The sequence below is a fragment of the Xanthomonas sp. F4 genome, from assembly GCF_011761895.1.
Map to the genome: position 1 here is coordinate 1395238 of NZ_JAASQX010000001.1, position 16667 is coordinate 1411904.

Below are 16667 nucleotides of genomic sequence, written 5' to 3' on the forward strand. Positions count from 1 at the left end.
CGTAACGAGCGCAAGCGGAAATCCTGGAAGTCCCATGTCCTCTCGCGATGCGAAAGCGGTGCGTGCAAGGCCCTCGCTGAGAGGCGTGAGCGCGCGGTGCGCGAATGCCGGGCACAAAAAAAGCCGCGCAAGTGCGCGGCTTTTTTTGTGCTGGAGTGTCGGCGCCGGCCAGTCGCCGGACGCGCCCGCTCAGAACTTCGCGTCGAACTCGCCGGCGTAGCCGGTGTTGACGATCAGCTTCTGCAGCGCATCGCCGACCTTGAGGTTGCCGGCGACCACCTGGAACTGCTGTGGGCCGCGGTCGTCGATGCGGCCCAGGGTGCCGCCCTTGAAGTCGGTGACGCGGCCGCCGGCCTCGCGCACCAGCAGCACGCCGGCCGCGATGTCCCAGGCCTTCACCCCCGCTTCGAAGTAGGCGTCGCTGCGGCCGCAGGCGACATAGGCCAGGTCCAGCGCCGCCGAGCCGGTGCGGCGGATGTCCTCGGCCTGCACCAGCAACGCGTCCACGCACTTGAGCTGGGCGCTGGCGTGCTTGCGCTCGCGCGGCGCGAAGCCCGTGTGGACCATGGCGCCGTTGAGTTCTTTGCGCTCGCTGACACGGATGCGGCGGTCGTTGAGCACGGCGCCGTTGCCGCGGCTGGCGGTGAACAATTCGTTGCGCAGCGGATCGAAGATCACCGCGTCGATCGGCTCGCCGTTCTCGACCAGGGCGATCGACACGCAGTAGTGCGGGAAGCCGCGCAGGTAGTTGCTGGTGCCGTCGAGCGGATCGATCACCCACATGTAGCGCCCACCGCCCTGCACGCCGCCTTCCTCGCCCATCACGCCGTAGTCGGGGTAGGCGCGGCGCAGCTCCTTGACGATCACTTTCTCCGCATCGGCATCGACTTCGCTGGCGTAGTCCATGCGGTCCTTCTGCACCACGTTCAGTGCTTCCAGGCGGTTGATGTGGCGCAACAGGACGTTGCCGGCGAGGCGGGCAGCCTTGACCATGACGGTGACGGCGGGTTTTTGCATGGCAACGGCTCCCGAGAAGGCGGAGGTGGGTCTGGAGGAGGAAAAGAGCAGTCCGGCGTCAAGGCCGGCCGCACAGTTTACCATCTACGCCCCCGTTCGCTTCGCCTGCCGTGCCGCCATGACCGATTCTCTCCGTATCCGCTTCGTCCTGGTCGGAACCCAGCATCCCGGCAACATCGGTGCGGCGGCGCGCGCGATGAAGACCATGGGGCTGTCGCGGCTGGTACTGGTAGCGCCGGAATGCGAGCTGGATACCGAGGCGTACCGGCGTTCTGCCGGTGCCGAGGACCTGCTGCAGCAGGCGCCGGTGCTGCCCGCGCTGGCCGACGCGGTGGCCGACTGCCGGCTGGTGCTGGGCTGCACCGCGCGCAGCCGCCGCGTGTCGCTGGAGGAACTGCTGCCGGCCGATGCCGCGCAGCGCCTGACCGCCACCAGCGCCGAGCCTGCGGAAGTGGCGCTGGTGTTCGGCCGTGAGCGCACCGGCCTGACCAACGAGGAACTGCAGCTGTGCCACGCGGCGGTGCACATTCCCTCCGATCCGGCGTTCAGTTCGCTCAATCTGGCCGCGGCGGTGCAGGTGCTGGCCTACGAGGTGCGCCTGGCGCAGCTGCGCAGTGCCGCCCCTGCGCCCGCGCCGGCGCCGGGCTTTCGCGAGGCGCCGGCCAGCCACGCCCAGGTGGAAGGGCTGTTCGGGCAGTTGGCCGAGACCCTGGACGACATCGACTTCCACAAGGGACGCGCCCCGGATTCGGCGATGCGCAAGCTGCGCCGGCTGTTCCTGCGCACCGAGCTGACCGAGCAGGAAGTGCGCCTGTTGCGCGGCGTGCTGTCCGATGCGCAGCGCATGGCGCGGCTCGCCGGACAGGCGGGAAACTGAGGCCGGACAAGGCGCGAAGGCATCCTTCGCGGCGCGCGCGGTGACGCGCGCGTTGGGGGCGAACAGCATGCGCGGCTGGCGCCATTCTGTGACGCTGTCACCGGCATGCGCTTTCGGCTAGGCTTTGCAAGGTCTACTTGGGGATCGTGGTTTGTCCAGTTCGCGTTGGCGGGTGGTCGTGGTGTGGCTGGCGCTGGCGATCTGCTGGCCCGCGTCCGTGCACGCGCGGCCCTCGGTCTTGGTGCTGGGGCGCATCAGCGACAATCCCAAGGCCCATTACGAGCAACTCAAGCCTCTGCTGGACTACGTGGTGCCGCGCATGCGCGAAGTCGGCATCACCTCCGGGCAGATCCTGATGGCCCGCGACAGCCAGCAGATGAGCAGTTACCTGCGCCGTGGCCGGATCGACTGGGTCACCGAGACCGCCGCCACCGCGATGGCGCTGGAACAGCGCGGCGGCGCCAAGCCGCTGCTGCTGACCGAGCGCAACGGCGTGCGCCAGTACCACACGGTGTTCTTCGTGCGCCGCGACGGGCCGGTGCACGACCTGGCGGATCTGCAGGGGCGGACCCTGGCGCTGCAAAGCCCGCTGTCCACCAGCGCCTACATGGTGCCGATGATGACGCTGTTCGAGCACGGCCTGCATCCGGAGATCCTGCTGTCCAGCAAGGACCAGCCCTCGGCGGAGACGGTCGGCTACGTGTTCGCGCGCTCGGAACTCAACATCGCCGCCTTCGTGCACAAGCACCTGGTGGATGCCGGGGCGTTCAGCAATCTCGACTGGGACGACGAGCGCCGCATCCCGCCGGCATTCCGCCGCGACTTCCGGGTGATCTACCGCAGCGAGCCGTATCCGCGTGCGATCGAAATGGTCCGCAGCGACCTGCCGACCGAGGTGGAGACGCGCTTGCGCGAGGTCCTGCTGCACGCCGCCGACGATCCGCAGGGACGCGCGGCGCTGCGCCAGTTCTTCGGTACCTCCGGCTTCTACCCGATCGATCCGGCCTCGCAGAAGCGCCTGGACACCCTGCGCGCCGGCGTGGCGCGGGTGAGGGCAGAAGTGGAATGAAGACCATGCGTTTCGGGTTGCAGGCCAGGTTCCTGCTGGCCATGGGCGTGGCTGCGCTGTTGGTGATGGCGATCCTGGCCCTGCTGCTGGAGCGCCAGGCGGCGATGCAGCGCGAGGTGCGCACGCTCAGCGGCAATGCGATCCACAGCCTGTTCGACAGCAGCATGCGCACCCGCGGCGAGTCGCTGGCGCGGCAACTGGCCGACTCGCTGGCCAACCCGGTGTACTACTCCGACCTGGATGCGATCGGCACGCAGGTGCGCGGGGCGCTGGGCTATGTGGCAGTGGCCTATGTGCTGGTCTACGACGCCGATGGGCGGCTGATCCACGACGGCAGCGAGGACCTGCTCGGCTATGGCCAGCGCATGCGCGGGACGATGGCCGACGCCGCGATCCGCTCCCGCGGCCTGCTGGCGCAGGAGTCGCCGGAGTTCCTCGACGTGTCGATGCCGATCATGATCGGCGACCAGCGGGTGGGTGGGGTGCGCGTGGGCATGTCCTGGGCGCGGGCGCAGGAGTACGAGCGCAAGGCCGGGCAGAACCTCGACCAGCGCCTGGGCGCGCTGGGCAAGCGCCATCTCGGCTGGCTGCTGCTGTTGCTGGCCGCGCTGGGCCTGACCGCGGCGATGGTGACGGTCTACGTGCAGCGCACCCTGGTGGCGCCGCTGCGCTGGATGGCCGCGGCCGCGCGCCAGATCGAGGCCGGCAACTACGCGGTGGAACGCCGCGACAGCGGCCGTCACGACGAGGTCAGCGAATTGCTGCGCGCGTTCGGGCGCATGAGTGAGGCGATCGCCCGGCACGACCGCGACGTGCGCCACATGGCCTACACCGATGCGTTGACCGGGCTGACCAACCGGCTCGCGTTCCGCGAGGCGCTGGACCATCGCATGCTGTCGGCACGGGCCTCGCAGCGCCGGCTGGCGCTGCTGTTCGCCGACATCGACGATTTCAAGCGGATCAACGACACCCTGGGCCACGAGGCCGGCGACGAAGCGCTGCTGCAGTTCGCGCGGCGCATCCAGCTGGCGGTGGAGCAGTTGGGCGGCGACGACGCGCTGCTGGCGCGCTTCGGCGGCGACGAGTTCGTGATCCTGGTGGAGGACCCGCAGGCGGCGAAAGTCGCCACGGCGCTGGCGCAGCGGCTGGTGCAGGAACTGCGCGAGCCGCTGCGGATCCAGGGCCGCGAGGTGTTCATGGGCACCTCGATCGGCATCACCGTCTACCCCGGCGATGCCGAGGACGCGTCGGCGCTGCTGAAGAACGGCGACATCGCCATGTACCAAGCCAAGCTGGCCGGCAAGAACTGCCACCGCTTCTACAGCCGTGCCATGGACTATGCGGTGGAGCGGCGCGTGCACATGGAGCACGAACTGCGCGGCGCCTGGGAACGCGACGAACTGAAGCTGGCCTATCAGCCGATCTTCCGCACCCAGGACCGGCGCATGGTCGGCGTGGAAGTGCTGTTGCGCTGGCAGCATCCGGCGATGGGCACGATCTCGCCGACGGTGTTCATCGACGTGGCCGAGCAGAGCGGGCTGATCGAGAGCATCGGCCCCAAGGTGCTGCGTGCGGCCTGCAGCGAGGCCACCCAGTGGCGGCGCGCCGACGGCAGCCGCGACCTGTTCGTCTCGGTCAACGTCTCGCCGCGGCAGTTGCGCAGCGGCGACCTGCCGGAAGTGGTGGCCGACTGCCTGCGCGAGTCCGGGCTGCCGGCGGCGCAACTGCACCTGGAGCTGACCGAGACCGCGGTGATCGGCGACGAACTGCAGGCGGCGAGCATGTTGGCGCGGTTGCACCGCACCGGGGTCAAGGTCTGGCTGGACGACTTCGGCACCGGCTTCTCCGGCCTGAGCCACCTGCGCCAGGTGCCGGTGGACGGGGTCAAGATCGACAAGAGTTTCGTCGCCGACCTGCAGCGCGACCCGGACGATCTGGCGTTGACCACGGCGATCATCGCGATGGCGCATTCGCTGGACATCACCGTGGTCGCCGAAGGCATCAAGCAGGAGACCCAGTTCGAACTGCTGCGCGAGCGCGGCTGCGAACTGGGGCAGGGTTTCTGGCTCAGCCGTCCGCTCAGCGCGGAGGAATTCCGCCAGTTGCTGGCCAACGAGGACGCGCCGCCCGCCGGTGCCTGAGCGCGGGCGCAGTATCGCTGCTAGCCCGGCGCTCTGCCTGCGGCGATCGCCGCCAGACGGGTCAGGGCGTCAGCGCGCGCTTGCCGCTGTCGCCGGGGATCTCGCGTACCAGCTTGGGCACCAGGTAGCCGGACAGCCGCGCGGCCAGCGCCTGGTGCAGAGCCAGGGCGCGGGCATCGTCCACTTCGAAATGGGCCACGCCCTGCACCCGGTCCAGCTGGTGCAGGTAGTAGGGCAGCACGCCCGCGGCGAAGCTGCGCTCGCTCAGCGCGGCCAGCGCCTCGACGCTGTCGTTGACCCCGCGCAGCAGCACCGCCTGGTTGAGCAGGTGCGCGCCGGCATCGCGCAGGCGCGCCAGCGCGGCATCGACGCCGGCATCGAACTCGTTGGCGTGGTTGGCGTGGATCACGAACGCCAGCGGCCACGGCAGCGCGCGCAGCCAGGCCAGCAACGGCGCATCGACGCGCTCGGGCAGCACCACCGGCAGGCGGCTGTGGATGCGCAGGCGCTTGAGCTGCGGCAGCGTCGCCAGCGCCTCGGTGAGTTCGACCAGTTTGGGTGTGGCCAGCGACAACGGATCGCCGCCGGACAGGATCACTTCCTCGATGCTGGGGTCGGCGGCGATCGCCGCCACCGCCGTGCGCCAGCCGTCGCGCGCCGCGGTCTCGTCGGCATAGGGGAAATGCCGACGGAAGCAGTAGCGGCAGTGCACCGCGCAACTGCCGGTGGCCACCAACAGGGCACGGCCGCGGTATTTGTGGATCACCCCGTCGGCCTTCTTGGCCGCGGCGTCGCCGACCGCATCCAGGGCGAAGCCGGCAACCAGGCGTTGCTCGTCGTCGATCGGCAGCACCTGGCGCAGCAGCGGGTCGTGCGGATCGCCCGGGCGCATGCGCGCGACGAAGCTGCGCGGCACGCGCAGCGCGAACTGCGTCGCAGCCTGTTCGGAGACGCCCATTGCCTGCGGGTCCAGCCCGAGCAATGCCAGCAGTTCGTGCGGATCGCGCACGGCGTCGCGCCAGGCCTGCTGCCAGCGCGGCGGCGCGGCGGGCAGGGGCGGGGACGGCTGCATCGGGCGGGGGGCTGCGGTTATCATAGGCGGTCATCACACGAGCGCCCGCCGTTGCGGCGGGGCTTCCATTCTATCCGGCCGGCCGCCGAACGCGGCGGGTTTGCCTTACCCGAGGAGTTTCAGATGGCCAGCTACGGCATGAACGACGTCAAGAACGGGATGAAGATCCTGGTCAACAGCGAGCCTGCGATCATCACCGATACCGAATACGTCAAGCCCGGCAAGGGCCAGGCGTTCACCCGCGTCAAGTACCGCTTCATCAAGTCCGGGCGCGTGGTCGAAATGACCATGAAGGCGACCGACAGCGTGGAGGCGGCCGACGTGGTCGATACCGACATGCAGTACCTGTACAGCGACGGCGAGTACTGGCACTTCATGCAGCAGGAAACCTTCGAGCAGGTGCAGGCCGACAAGGCCGGCGTCGGCGACGCCGCCAAGTGGATCAAGGGCGAGGAGGATTGCGTGGTGACGCTGTGGAACGGCACGCCGATCCAGGTCACCCCGCCGAACTTCGTCGAACTGAAGATCGTGGAGACCGACCCGGGCGTGCGCGGCGACACCTCCGGCGGCGGCGGCAAGCCGGCCACCCTGGAGACCGGCGCGGTGGTGCGCGTGCCGCTGTTCGTCGGCCAGGAAGAAGTGATCCGCGTCGATACGCGTTCGGGCGAATACGTCTCGCGCGTCAAGTAATACGTCGGCACGCCCGCGGCCGCAGCCGGCCGTGGGCGTGCGCACGCGCTGGCTGCGGCGGCCAGGCAGCGCCATGCGCCGGATCGCCGCGCGGCGGTGATGGACCACCTCGCTCCCAGGACACCCCGTGACGACCAGCCACGCCGATAGCGCCGACAGCAAGTACCCGCACGACCGTGTCGTGTTCTTCAGCGATGCGGTCTTCGCGATCGCCATCACCTTGCTGGCGGTGGAAATCAAGGTGCCAGGACACGCCGAGGTCGCGGCCGCCGGTGGCATCCTCGCCGCGCTGCACCGGATGCTGCCGCTGTTCATCGGCTTCGCGGTGAGCTTCCTGGTCACTGCGCTGTTCTGGAAGTCGCACCTGCAGCTGTGCCGGCACATCCGCCAGTTCGACGACCGGCTGATCTGGCTCAACGTGCTGCAACTGCTGCTGATCGGCCTGTTGCCGTTCTCCACCGCGCTGTATTCGGACTATTTCGGCAACCACGAGGCGTTCGCGGTGTACTGCGCGCACCTGGCCGCGATCGGCCTGGCCGGCTACTGGCTGCATGCCTATGCGGTGCGCAAGGAAGGCCTGGCGCAGCGGCTGGGTCCGCTGCAGACGCAGGCGATGAAGCTGCGCGCGGCGGTCTCGCCGGTGGTGTTCGCGTTGTGCATCCCCGTGGGCATGGTGGCACCCTGGCTGGGCCGCTTCGGCTTCCTGGCGATCTTCCTGCTGCAGTGGGTGGTGATGCGCGTGTACCAGCGGCGCATCCTCCAGGCGCAGCTGGCGCCGGCACCCGTACCGTGATCCTTCCCTTTCCAGAGCATCTGCGATGACCTCCATTCCCGAATCCTGCGACCTGCTGATCGAAGCCGGCTACGTGGTCCCGATCGAGCCGCATGCGGTGGTGCTGGAAGACCACGCGGTGGCGGTGCGCGGCAGCGAGATCGTGGCGGTGCTGCCGATCGCCGAGGCGCGCACGCGCTTCGCCGCCACGCGCACCGTCTCGCGCCCGGACGCGGCCCTGCTGCCGGGCCTGGTCAACGCGCACACCCACAACCCGATGACCCTGCTGCGCGGCATCGCCGACGACCTGCCGCTGATGGTGTGGCTGCAGCAGCACATCTGGCCGGTGGAGACCGCGGTGATCGGGCCGGAGTTCGTCGCCGACGGCACCGCGCTGGCGATCGCCGAGATGCTGCGCGGCGGCACCACCTGCGCCAACGAGAACTACTTCTTCGCCGACGTGCAGGCCGCGGTGTACAAGCAACACGGTTTCCGCGCGCGGGTCGGCACGGTGATCATCGATTTTCCGACCGCCTGGGCCAAGACCTCCGACGAATACTTCGCCCGCGCCTGCGAGGTGCACGACCAGTGGCGCGACGATCCGCTGGTCGGCATCGCCTTCGCTCCGCATGCGCCGTACACGGTCAACGACGCCAACTTCGAGCGGGTGCGGATGCTGTCCGACCAGCTCGAGGTGCCGGTGCACCTGCACACCCACGAGACCGCGCAGGAGATCGCCGACTCGCTCAAGCAATACGGGCAGCGCCCGCTGGCGCGGCTGGACCGTTTGGGCCTGGTCAACGACCGCCTGATCGCGGTGCACATGACCCAGCTCACCGACGCCGAGATCCACCTGTGCGCGGAGCGCGGGGTCAGCGTGGTGCATTGTCCCGAATCCAACCTCAAGCTCGCCTCCGGGTTCTGTCCGGCCTGCGCGCTGCAGCGAGCGGGCGTGAACCTGGCGATCGGCACCGACGGCTGCGCCAGCAACAACGACCTGGACATGTTCAGCGAGAACCGCACCGCGGCGATCCTGGCCAAGGCCGTGGCCAACGACGCCACCGCGCTGGATGCGGCCAGCACGCTGCGCGCGGCCACCCTGGGCGGCGCGCGCGCGCTGGGCTTCGGCGAGAAGATCGGCTCGATCGAGCCGGGCAAGCAGGCCGACCTGATCTGCGTGGACCTGTCGGCGCTGGAGACCCAGCCGCTGCACAACGTGCTGTCGCAACTGGTGTACGCCACCGGCCGGCAGCAGGTCAGCGACGTGTGGATCGCCGGCCAGCCCAAGCTGAGCCAGCGCGTGCTGGTGGACATGGACGTCGACGCCCTGGTCGCCAATGCGCGGCAGTGGCGCGAACGTATCCGCAGCGTCCACGCCTGATCCGCTATGTTCGCCGTGCCGCACCGCGCGCGCGGCCCCAACGAGAGTTCGCCATGACCGCTTCCGCCGCCAACGCCTCCGCCAATTTCGATCAGGCCGAACTGGACAAGTTCGGCGCCCTGGCCACCCGCTGGTGGGATGCCGACGGCCCGCAGAAGCCGCTGCACGCACTCAATCCGGTGCGCCTGCGCTACGTCGCCGAGCGCCTGCCGCTGCGCGGCGCAGCGGTGCTGGACGTGGGCTGCGGCGGCGGCCTGCTCAGCGAGGCGCTGGCCAAGGAGGGCGCGCAGGTCACCGCCATCGATCTGTCGCCGGAGCTGATCAAGGTCGCACGGCTGCACCAGTTCGAATCCGGGGTCGAGGTCGATTACCGCGTGCAGTCGGTCGAGGACCTGGCGGCCGCGCAGCCGGCCAGCTTCGATGCGATCACCTGCATGGAAATGCTCGAGCACGTGCCCGATCCGGCGGCGATCGTGCGCGCCTGCGCGACCCTGCTCAAGCCCGGCGGACAGCTGTTCCTGTCCACCCTCAACCGCACCCCGGCCGCGTTCGCGCTGGCCATCGTCGGTGCCGAGTACGTGGCGCGGCTGCTGCCCACCGGCACCCACCGCTACCAGGATTTCATCAAGCCGGCGGAACTGGCGGCCTGGTTGCGCCAGGCCGAGCTGCAGCTGCGCGACGTCAGCGGCCTGGCCTACGAGCCGTGGCGCAACCGCGCGCGGCTGTCCTCGCGCACCGAGGTCAATTACCTGGCGTGTGCGGGGAAGCCGTGATTCGGGAGTCGGGATTGGGGATTGGTAACGGCGGGTGCGTGTGGGCGTGAAGTCCGCGGCGGGCGATACCCGGGCGCGCTTTCCGCAGGTGGTGCTGTTCGATCTGGATGGCACGCTGCTGGACAGTGCGCCGGATCTGTTGGCCGCGGCCAATGCGGTACTGGCCGAGCACGGCCGTGCAGCGTTGACCCTGGCGCAGTTGCGGCCGGTGGTGTCCAAGGGCTCGCGGGCGATGCTCGGGGTCGCCTTCCCGGATCTGCCCGCCGCGCAGCGCGATGCGCTGATCCCGGCATTCCTGCGCCATTACGAGGCGCTGATCGGCCGCCATTCGCAGCCGTTCGACGGCATCGCCGGGTTGCTGCAGCGGCTGGAGGCTGCGGGCAGCGTGTGGGGCATCGTCACCAACAAGCCCGAGGCGCTGGCACGGTTGATCCTGCCGCAACTGCAGTGGGAGCAGCGCTGCGCGGTGCTGATCGGCGGCGACACGCTGCCCGAGCGCAAGCCGCATCCGCTGCCGCTGCAGGTCGCCGCGCAGCGCCTTGGCGTGGCGCCGCACGAGGTGGTCTACGTCGGCGACGACGAACGCGACATCCTTGCCGCACGCGCCGCCGGCATGGCCTCGGTCGCGGTGCTGTGGGGCTACCGGCTGGACGAGGACGATCCGCTGGCCTGGCGCGCCGATGCGATGGTCGCCACGCCCGCCGAGCTGTACGCCGCCGCGGCCTGGCCGGTCAGCGCAACCGCTCCCTGACGCCGGTGCCGTCGCTGCGTTGGCGACGCCGCCGCGCAGCGGCAGCGACCGTCGTGGCGCCGCCTGTACGCCGGCACCGCTCGGCATCCACCGGTCGTGCACGTAAACTGCGCGTTCTGCGCGACAACCGCGCTCACTCCCCGTTGCGCGATGCCTTCGCTGCGCGCGCCTGACTCCGGATTCACCGATCGCATGAGCAGTTCGTCCGCCCTGGATGCCTTCCTCGACAAATGGCGCCGCCGCTGGCCGGAATGGGCCGTGGCCGAGGCCTTCGTGCCGGCGTCGCAGCGCGCCCGCACCGTGGCCTGGTTCGCCCTGCTGCAGGAGTTCGACGACATCCTCAACATCGCCGGCGATCCGCTGCCGGCCGACGCCAAGCTGGCCTGGTGGGGCGAGGAACTGCGCAGTTGGGCCGGGCAGCGTTCGCGGCATCCGCTGGGACGGGTGCTGGAGCCGGTGGCCGCGCCGTGGACGCAACTGGCCGAGGCCTTGCCGAGCCTGCCGCAGTCGCGCGCGGCCGCGGCCGACACCGCGCACGCACTGGAGCGGCTGGAGCCGTTCGCGCAGGCGGTGGTCGCGGTCGAGCGCGCGCTGTTCGAGGCCCCGGTCGAGGGCGCCGCGGTGCCGGTCGCGCTGCAGGTGCTGGCGCAGCGCCTGGTCGAGGCCGGCGCCGCCACCGCGCCGCTGGCGCTACGCGGCGGCGATGAGGCGCAGCAGCGCCAGCGCTGGGCGCAGGCGTTGCTGAAGCCATGGCCGCGCCGCGTGCGCGGGCCGCGCGCGCGACGCATCCTGTCGGCGCTGGCGCGTGCGCGGACGGCGCAGCAGGCAACCGCCACGCCCAAGCCGCCGGGACAGATGGCGACGCTGTGGCGCGCCTGGTGGGCCGGGCTGGGCTAAGCCCGGCCCACACCACGTCGCCTTGCCTCAGGGGGCGCTGCCGGCGCCGCTGTTGGCGTATTCGTAGAAGCGGTTGGCCGAGGTGCTGCAACTGCTGCTGCAGTACGGCCGGCCGATGGTCGAGGCGTTCCACGGCGCGCTCTTGCGGATGTGCCCGCCCAGCACCGAATCGCGGATCACCACTTTGCCGTTGGGCGAGGTGCCGTCGACGTAGTTGGCCAGGCTGCCCACGCTCTCGTCCCAGGCCCGACCCAGCCACACCGTGCCGCTGCCGGGAGTGCCGACCGCATCGAAGGTGCTGCCGATGGCCAGGAAGCCGTAGCTGCTGCCCGGGCGGGTGCTGGGCGCGAAGATCACGCCGCCGTCGGTGGCGCCGCGGCGGGCCGCGGTGTAGCGGATGGTGCTGCCGGCGAACACCGCCACGCCCGAGCCGAAGATGAAGTCGGTATCGCCCTCGATGGTGCCGCCCTTGAGGTACGCGCGGATCACCGTGTTGGCGCTGCCCGCACTGACCAGCAGGGTGTCCTGATTGCCGGTCAGCACCACGTTCTCCAGCACCGCCTTGTCGCCGCGCAACGCCAGCGCCACCGCCGACTGGTTGCTGCCGCTGTAGGTACCCTCGACGTAGCTGTTGACGATCGCCAGGTTGCGCGCCTGGAACTGCGCGGCGCGCACGGTGACGGTGCCGCTGTCGGAGGTGCCGATGGTGCTGCTGGCGGCGTTGCTGGCGCAGGGGTGGGTGGCGCTGCCGGTGGGCTTCGGCGTGGGATTGGCGTTGCCGAAACGGATCGTGGTGCTGGCCGGGCTGCCGCCCAGCCCGAACAGGGTGAGCGGCGGCGCCGCGGCCGGGACGCAGACCACTTCGGTGTACGTGCCCGGTGCCATGCTGATGTAGCGGCGCATGCTGCCGCCGGCGGCGACCGCAGCGTCCACCGCGGCCTGCACGGTGCGGTAGCGGGTGCTGCCGTCGGCCGCCACGGCGTAGTCGGCCTTCAGCAGCGCGACCCCGGCGCTCGGATCCCAGTTGTCGGTGACCAGGGCGCCGATCGGGCCGGCCTGGGCCAGGTGGCGGGCGACGGTCTGGCTGGCCGCCTCGCTGCTGGTCAGTTGCGGGCGCGACGTGGTCCCGGTCAGGGCCGGCGCATCGGTGACGACCCCGGCCGCCAGGGCCAGGGTGGAGGAAAGCAGCAACCAGCGCGATACGGTCATTGGAAGCCTCCGCTCAAGGATAAGGGGCCGCGGCGACGCTTAAAATGATACCGGTGTCATCCGGTCGCCTGATCCGGCGTCGTCAGCGGACCGGCGATGGTAGGGGCGTTCGCGCGTCGATGCCGGCCGATGTCGCAGCCAGAGGCCGGTTGTGTCGTCTCCATCACGATCACTGATCCGCAGCACGTGCGGAGCGCCGGTTGGTGTGGGCGTGGAGGGCGATTCCCAGGGCAAAACGCGACGGCTGCCGGCGTTCCAGACCTTTCGGCGGGAGACTGCCGCCGCACTGCGGCATGGATCTGCGCGCCGTGTGCCGACCCCACGTTGTGGTGTGACGGGGTCGTGAATTTGGATACGAACGGCGTCGCGGCTTGCGTTACGCTCGACGCCGATCCCACTTGGAACCCGTCGATTGAAGCGCCTGTGCCGTTGGTGCTGCCTGTTGCTGTGCCTGGGGATGGTCGGGTCGGCGCTGGGGCAGGAACTGTTGTTGCAACGGCTGGCCGCCGACCCTCCGGCGCCGGAGGTGGTGGCGGGGCGCCACGATGCCGCGTTCGCCGATGCCGGCCATGGCGCGACCCTGTACGAGCGCAGCAAGCAGCCCACCTGGTGGCGCATCCGCGCCGATCGCGCGATCGGCAGCGCGGGCCAACCGCAGCTGGTGCTGCAGTCGCCGTACCTGACCCGGGTCGAGGCCTGGGTGCCGGGACGCACCGCGCCGACCCGGCACGCGATCTACGGTGCCGACGCCGACCTGCGCTACTCGACCCGCGCCCTGGTGATCGCCTTGCCGCAGGGACTGCCGCGCGGCGCCTCGATCTGGCTGCGGGTGCATGCGCCGGCGGCGATGCCGATGCCGGTGGGCATCGTGCCGCTGGCGCAGGTGCAGCGCGAGGACCTGCACTACGTCGGCTGGCGCGCCTTCATCCTCGGCTCGACCGCGGTGCTGGCGATCCTGGCGATCGCGTTGTGGGCGCGCCTGCGCGAACCGATCTACGGGTACTTCACCGCCAACGTGATGTGCGTGCTGCTGTACCTGCTCGGCCTCGGCGGCGAGGCGCGCGCGGTGCCCGGCCTGGCCAGCGTGTTCGCGTCCTCGCCGACGCCGATGCGCATCGTCGCCGCGCTCGGCGGCTTCTTCATCATCACCTTCCAGCGCCGGCAACTGGAGATGCACCGGCAACTGCCGCGGCTGGACCGGGTGCTGCGGCTGTGCGCGCTGTTCCTGCTCGGCATCGCCATGGCCTGCCTGGTGTCGGATTCGGTGGTGCTGAGTCTGCTGGGCAATGTCGGGCTGATCGTCGGCGCGGCCCTGCTGCTGCCGTGCTGCCTGCTGCTGGCCCTGCGCGGGCAACGCTACGCCTGGCCGCTGCTGGCCTCGTGGACGCCGCTGTGGATGCTGTGCGTGCTGCGCTGCCTGGAACTGACCGGTTGGCTGCACCTGGATCTGGCTGCGCCGCTGCTGGCGCACGGCATCAGCCTGGCGCTGGCGATCTCCTGCCTGCTGGTCACCTTCGGCCTGGCCGAGCAGATGCTGGAGCTGCGTCGCGATCGCGACCGCGTCAGCCGCATGGCGACGGTGGACGAACTCACCGGCATGCTCACCCGCGCCGCGCTGCAGCAGCGCCTGGCCGAGGCGCTGCAGGACGCCGCGCGCAGCGAGCGGCCGTTGGCGCTGGCCTACATCGACATCGACCACTTCAAGCGCATCAACGACATCCACGGCCACGCCGGCGGCGACGCCTGCCTGCGCTGGGTCGCCGCGTGCGCGCGTGCGCGCCTGCGCAGCACCGACACGCTCGGCCGCCAGGGCGGCGACGAGATGCTGCTGTTGATGCCCGGCGCCACGCTGGAGGCCGCGCGGCGCGTGGCCGAGGACATCCGCCAGCACGTCGCCGCGCAGCCGCTGCCGCGCGAAGGCCAGGCGCTGTCATGCACGCTGAGCGTCGGCGTGGCGCAATGGCAGCACGGCGAGAGCGTCGCGGCGCTGCTGCAGCGCGCCGATGCCGCGCTGTACGCCAGCAAGGCCGCCGGCCGCAACCGCGTCAGCGTGTCCCCCACCCACCGCGTTACCCACCAGGAGCCCCAGCCATGACTGCCCAGCCCGCTTTGCCCGCGTTCGCTCCCGATCAGTTGCAGGTCGGCGACATCCTGTTGCAACTGGGCTGCGGCCCGGTGTCCGAACTGATCGCCTGGTGCGGCGACAGCATCTACAGCCATGCCGCGATCGTCGCCGACCAGGGCGATCTGATCGAGGCGGCGGCCAGCGGCGTGCGCCGCTATCCGCTGTCGCAGCGACTGACCGACACCACCAACTACCTCATCATCGACGCCTACCGGCCACTCAGCTACGCCTGCCTGGCGCTGGACGACGCCGACCGCGCCAGCGTGCTGGCCAAGGCGCAATCGCTGCTGGGCGTCCCGTATCCGCTGGACAGCCTGGCGACGCTGGGCGTGCTGGTCGCCATCCGCGGCAAGTGGCCGCAGCACTGGCTGGCGCGGATCGTGGTGCGCGAGGCGCTGGACCACCTGGTCCGCGACAACCCCTCGCACATGGTGTGCAGCGAGGTGGTGTACCGCGCGCTGGCCGAATGCGACGCGACACCGCCGGGCCGGCTGGCACCGCAGATCGTGCTCAGCGGGCCCACCCACATGCCGTTCCCGGACCTGGACTGGAAGGCGCTATGGGAGGAAGTGTGGCAACTGCTGCATCCGCACCGGCAGCAGGTCCTGGGCGACGTGGCGCAGCGCCTGGCGGCGGTGGAGGGCGCACCGGCCAGCCTGGCCGCCTCGGCGCTGACCACGGTCACGGACGAGGATCTGCTGAACGGTGCCAACGCGGTCCGCGCCGGGCTGGGCCTGCCGCCGCTGCCGCCGGTCACCGACCAGGCGGAAGACAACGGCAGTCTGTTGCGGGAAGCCGGCGAAGAGGCCCCGGGAACGCCGTTGCCGCATCCCAATCCCAAGCTGGTGATGCCGCTGGACCTGGCCAACAGCCCATCGCATGTCGTGCTGGGGCGCCTGCTGCCGACGGCCACGCCGGTGTAACGGGAAGGCTACGCGCCAGCGCATTGCACGAGTCTGCGCCCGACCCCTCATCCGCCTCTGCGGTGCACCCTCTCCCCGCAATAAGAGAGCTGTGGTCCCGAGGGGAGGGCAGAAGGAAAGGACCGGCAGCAAGCCCCTCTCCCACCGGGAGAGGGGTTGGGGTGAGGGTACGGCCTCGCGCGACACCGCCCGTCCGCGCGCGGTGATTCGAGTGAGCGCCGGCGCGCCTCTCCGCTGCCGCTTGCGTTCCTGCGCCGAGACCCGCCGCCCAGCCGCTGCGCGACGCGGATGCCGCGCAGCGTTCCGATGTGGGAGCGACTTCAGGACGACATCCCTAGCAACGCGTCGCGGCTCGGCACGATATATCGTCGCGATTGCAGGAGCGGCTTCAGCCGCGACGGGCGTTACCGGGAATGCCCGTCGCGGCTGAAGCCGCTCCTACAAAATGAACATGCCGCTGTACGTCACTGCACCTGATGAACGCTCCGCCGCGCACCAGTGAACCTGATACATCAGAGCAGGCGCTGCGCCCCCGCCAGCCGCTCGCGTTCGAGGGCGGCATCGGCGTGGGCCGATGCCGCACTGCAAAGGAGTGCCACGGCCAGGACGCCGGACAGGGGGAGGCGAGGGGATTCGGCGTGGCTGGCCGTGGCACGCGAGGTCATGTCGGTCTCCTTGCTGTGGGGAGACTCGATGCTGCGCAGGCGCACGGATGGCCGCCGCCATCAATGAGGACGTGGTTTACACCGCATTGATGGTCAGGAGGCGATGTGCTAGCTGCACGCTCCTGGATGTTGGGCAAGGGCACCCTGAGACGGCATGCATTCGCGGGCCGTGATGTGCCGCACTGGAGGGTCTAAGTCTCTGACCTGCCGGCGAATGCCTTGGGGCGCTGGGCGGGAGCGGAGCCGGATGGTAATGCGTTCTACGGATCAATCGTTATCACTTGAATAACGAATGTGTTGCCCAC

Annotated in this window: 15 protein-coding genes; 11 read left to right on the plus strand and 4 right to left on the minus strand. The window is 70.2% G+C overall.

Annotation, left to right across the window (positions count from 1 at the left end):
- Positions 1 to 189: 189 nt before the first annotated feature.
- Positions 190 to 1017 carry an inositol monophosphatase family protein gene (locus FHR66_RS06145; RefSeq protein WP_160971003.1) on the minus strand — a complete coding sequence of 276 codons (828 nt, stop codon included), beginning with the start codon at positions 1015 to 1017 and terminating at the stop codon, positions 190 to 192.
- Positions 1018 to 1135: 118 nt separating this feature from the next.
- Between FHR66_RS06145 and FHR66_RS06150 the strand changes: the two genes are divergently transcribed.
- From FHR66_RS06150 to FHR66_RS06160, 3 genes are all read left to right on the plus strand, one after another.
- A complete protein-coding gene (locus FHR66_RS06150) occupies positions 1136 to 1894 on the plus strand; it encodes an RNA methyltransferase (RefSeq protein ID WP_160971001.1) in 759 nt (252 codons plus the stop codon).
- Between the two features lie 151 nt (positions 1895 to 2045).
- Complete coding sequence (locus tag FHR66_RS06155) at positions 2046 to 2963, plus strand: phosphate/phosphite/phosphonate ABC transporter substrate-binding protein (RefSeq protein WP_202395008.1); 918 nt, start codon at positions 2046 to 2048, stop codon at positions 2961 to 2963.
- Positions 2960 to 5104: an EAL domain-containing protein gene (locus tag FHR66_RS06160; protein WP_167087582.1), complete on the plus strand. Its 2145-nt coding sequence runs from the start codon at positions 2960 to 2962 to the stop codon at positions 5102 to 5104. Before FHR66_RS06155 ends, FHR66_RS06160 begins: the two co-directional genes overlap by 4 nt.
- Positions 5105 to 5165: 61 nt before the next feature.
- On the opposite strand, the gene epmB is transcribed toward FHR66_RS06160, so the two are convergent.
- Entirely contained in the window at positions 5166 to 6200 is a 1035-nt protein-coding gene (gene epmB / locus FHR66_RS06165) for an EF-P beta-lysylation protein EpmB (RefSeq protein WP_167087584.1), read from the minus strand.
- A gap of 99 nt (positions 6201 to 6299) precedes the next feature.
- On the opposite strand from epmB, the gene efp reads away from it, so the two are divergent.
- The 6 genes from efp (at position 6300) to FHR66_RS06195 (ending at position 11440) form a co-directional block, all read left to right on the plus strand.
- On the plus strand, positions 6300 to 6866 hold the full coding sequence (gene efp, locus FHR66_RS06170) for an elongation factor P (RefSeq protein ID WP_010343528.1): 567 nt from the start codon (positions 6300 to 6302) through the stop codon (positions 6864 to 6866).
- 127 nt (positions 6867 to 6993) lie between these two features.
- Positions 6994 to 7659, plus strand: a complete 666-nt coding sequence (locus tag FHR66_RS06175) for a TMEM175 family protein (RefSeq protein ID WP_160970304.1) — start codon at positions 6994 to 6996, stop codon at positions 7657 to 7659.
- Between the two features lie 25 nt (positions 7660 to 7684).
- On the plus strand, positions 7685 to 9019 hold the full coding sequence (locus tag FHR66_RS06180) for a TRZ/ATZ family hydrolase (RefSeq protein WP_160970306.1): 1335 nt from the start codon (positions 7685 to 7687) through the stop codon (positions 9017 to 9019).
- 53 nt (positions 9020 to 9072) lie between these two features.
- Positions 9073 to 9792, plus strand: a complete 720-nt coding sequence (gene ubiG / locus FHR66_RS06185; RefSeq protein ID WP_160970307.1) for a bifunctional 2-polyprenyl-6-hydroxyphenol methylase/3-demethylubiquinol 3-O-methyltransferase UbiG — start codon at positions 9073 to 9075, stop codon at positions 9790 to 9792.
- Between the two features lie 46 nt (positions 9793 to 9838).
- A complete protein-coding gene (locus FHR66_RS06190; protein WP_343160695.1) occupies positions 9839 to 10543 on the plus strand; it encodes a phosphoglycolate phosphatase in 705 nt (234 codons plus the stop codon).
- A 192-nt stretch (positions 10544 to 10735) separates the two neighbouring features.
- Positions 10736 to 11440 (plus strand): isoprenoid biosynthesis enzyme family protein, encoded by a 705-nt coding sequence (locus FHR66_RS06195; RefSeq protein WP_160970309.1) that lies wholly within the window; start codon positions 10736 to 10738, stop codon positions 11438 to 11440.
- 27 nt (positions 11441 to 11467) lie between these two features.
- Here FHR66_RS06195 and FHR66_RS06200 read toward each other — a convergent pair whose 3' ends face one another.
- Complete coding sequence (locus FHR66_RS06200; protein WP_160970310.1) at positions 11468 to 12649, minus strand: putative acyl-CoA thioester hydrolase; 1182 nt, start codon at positions 12647 to 12649, stop codon at positions 11468 to 11470.
- Between the two features lie 412 nt (positions 12650 to 13061).
- Between FHR66_RS06200 and FHR66_RS06205 the strand changes: the two genes are divergently transcribed.
- Positions 13062 to 14744, plus strand: coding sequence for a sensor domain-containing diguanylate cyclase (locus FHR66_RS06205; RefSeq protein WP_160970311.1), 1683 nt, complete (start codon positions 13062 to 13064; stop codon positions 14742 to 14744).
- Entirely contained in the window at positions 14741 to 15697 is a 957-nt protein-coding gene (locus FHR66_RS06210; RefSeq protein ID WP_237475449.1) for a C40 family peptidase, read from the plus strand. Before FHR66_RS06205 ends, FHR66_RS06210 begins: the two co-directional genes overlap by 4 nt.
- 512 nt (positions 15698 to 16209) lie before the next feature.
- Here the strand turns inward: FHR66_RS06210 and FHR66_RS06215 are convergent.
- Positions 16210 to 16362, minus strand: a complete 153-nt coding sequence (locus tag FHR66_RS06215) for a hypothetical protein (RefSeq protein WP_167087258.1) — start codon at positions 16360 to 16362, stop codon at positions 16210 to 16212.
- Positions 16363 to 16667 lie beyond the last annotated feature (305 nt).

What these genes read in the sequence shown, in the direction of transcription:
- epmB (WP_167087584.1), bottom strand. Translation starts at nt 6,200, where the DNA reads ATGATAACCGCAGCCCCCCGCCCGATGCAGCCGTCCCCGCCCCTGCCC.
- efp (WP_010343528.1), top strand. Translation starts at nt 6,300, where the DNA reads ATGGCCAGCTACGGCATGAACGACGTCAAGAACGGGATGAAGATCCTG.
- FHR66_RS06160 (WP_167087582.1), top strand. Translation starts at nt 2,960, where the DNA reads ATGAAGACCATGCGTTTCGGGTTGCAGGCCAGGTTCCTGCTGGCCATG.
- ubiG (WP_160970307.1), top strand. Translation starts at nt 9,073, where the DNA reads ATGACCGCTTCCGCCGCCAACGCCTCCGCCAATTTCGATCAGGCCGAA.
- FHR66_RS06210 (WP_237475449.1), top strand. Translation starts at nt 14,741, where the DNA reads ATGACTGCCCAGCCCGCTTTGCCCGCGTTCGCTCCCGATCAGTTGCAG.
- FHR66_RS06150 (WP_160971001.1), top strand. Translation starts at nt 1,136, where the DNA reads ATGACCGATTCTCTCCGTATCCGCTTCGTCCTGGTCGGAACCCAGCAT.
- FHR66_RS06180 (WP_160970306.1), top strand. Translation starts at nt 7,685, where the DNA reads ATGACCTCCATTCCCGAATCCTGCGACCTGCTGATCGAAGCCGGCTAC.
- FHR66_RS06200 (WP_160970310.1), bottom strand. Translation starts at nt 12,649, where the DNA reads ATGACCGTATCGCGCTGGTTGCTGCTTTCCTCCACCCTGGCCCTGGCG.
- FHR66_RS06195 (WP_160970309.1), top strand. Translation starts at nt 10,736, where the DNA reads ATGAGCAGTTCGTCCGCCCTGGATGCCTTCCTCGACAAATGGCGCCGC.
- FHR66_RS06145 (WP_160971003.1), bottom strand. Translation starts at nt 1,017, where the DNA reads ATGCAAAAACCCGCCGTCACCGTCATGGTCAAGGCTGCCCGCCTCGCC.
- FHR66_RS06215 (WP_167087258.1), bottom strand. Translation starts at nt 16,362, where the DNA reads ATGACCTCGCGTGCCACGGCCAGCCACGCCGAATCCCCTCGCCTCCCC.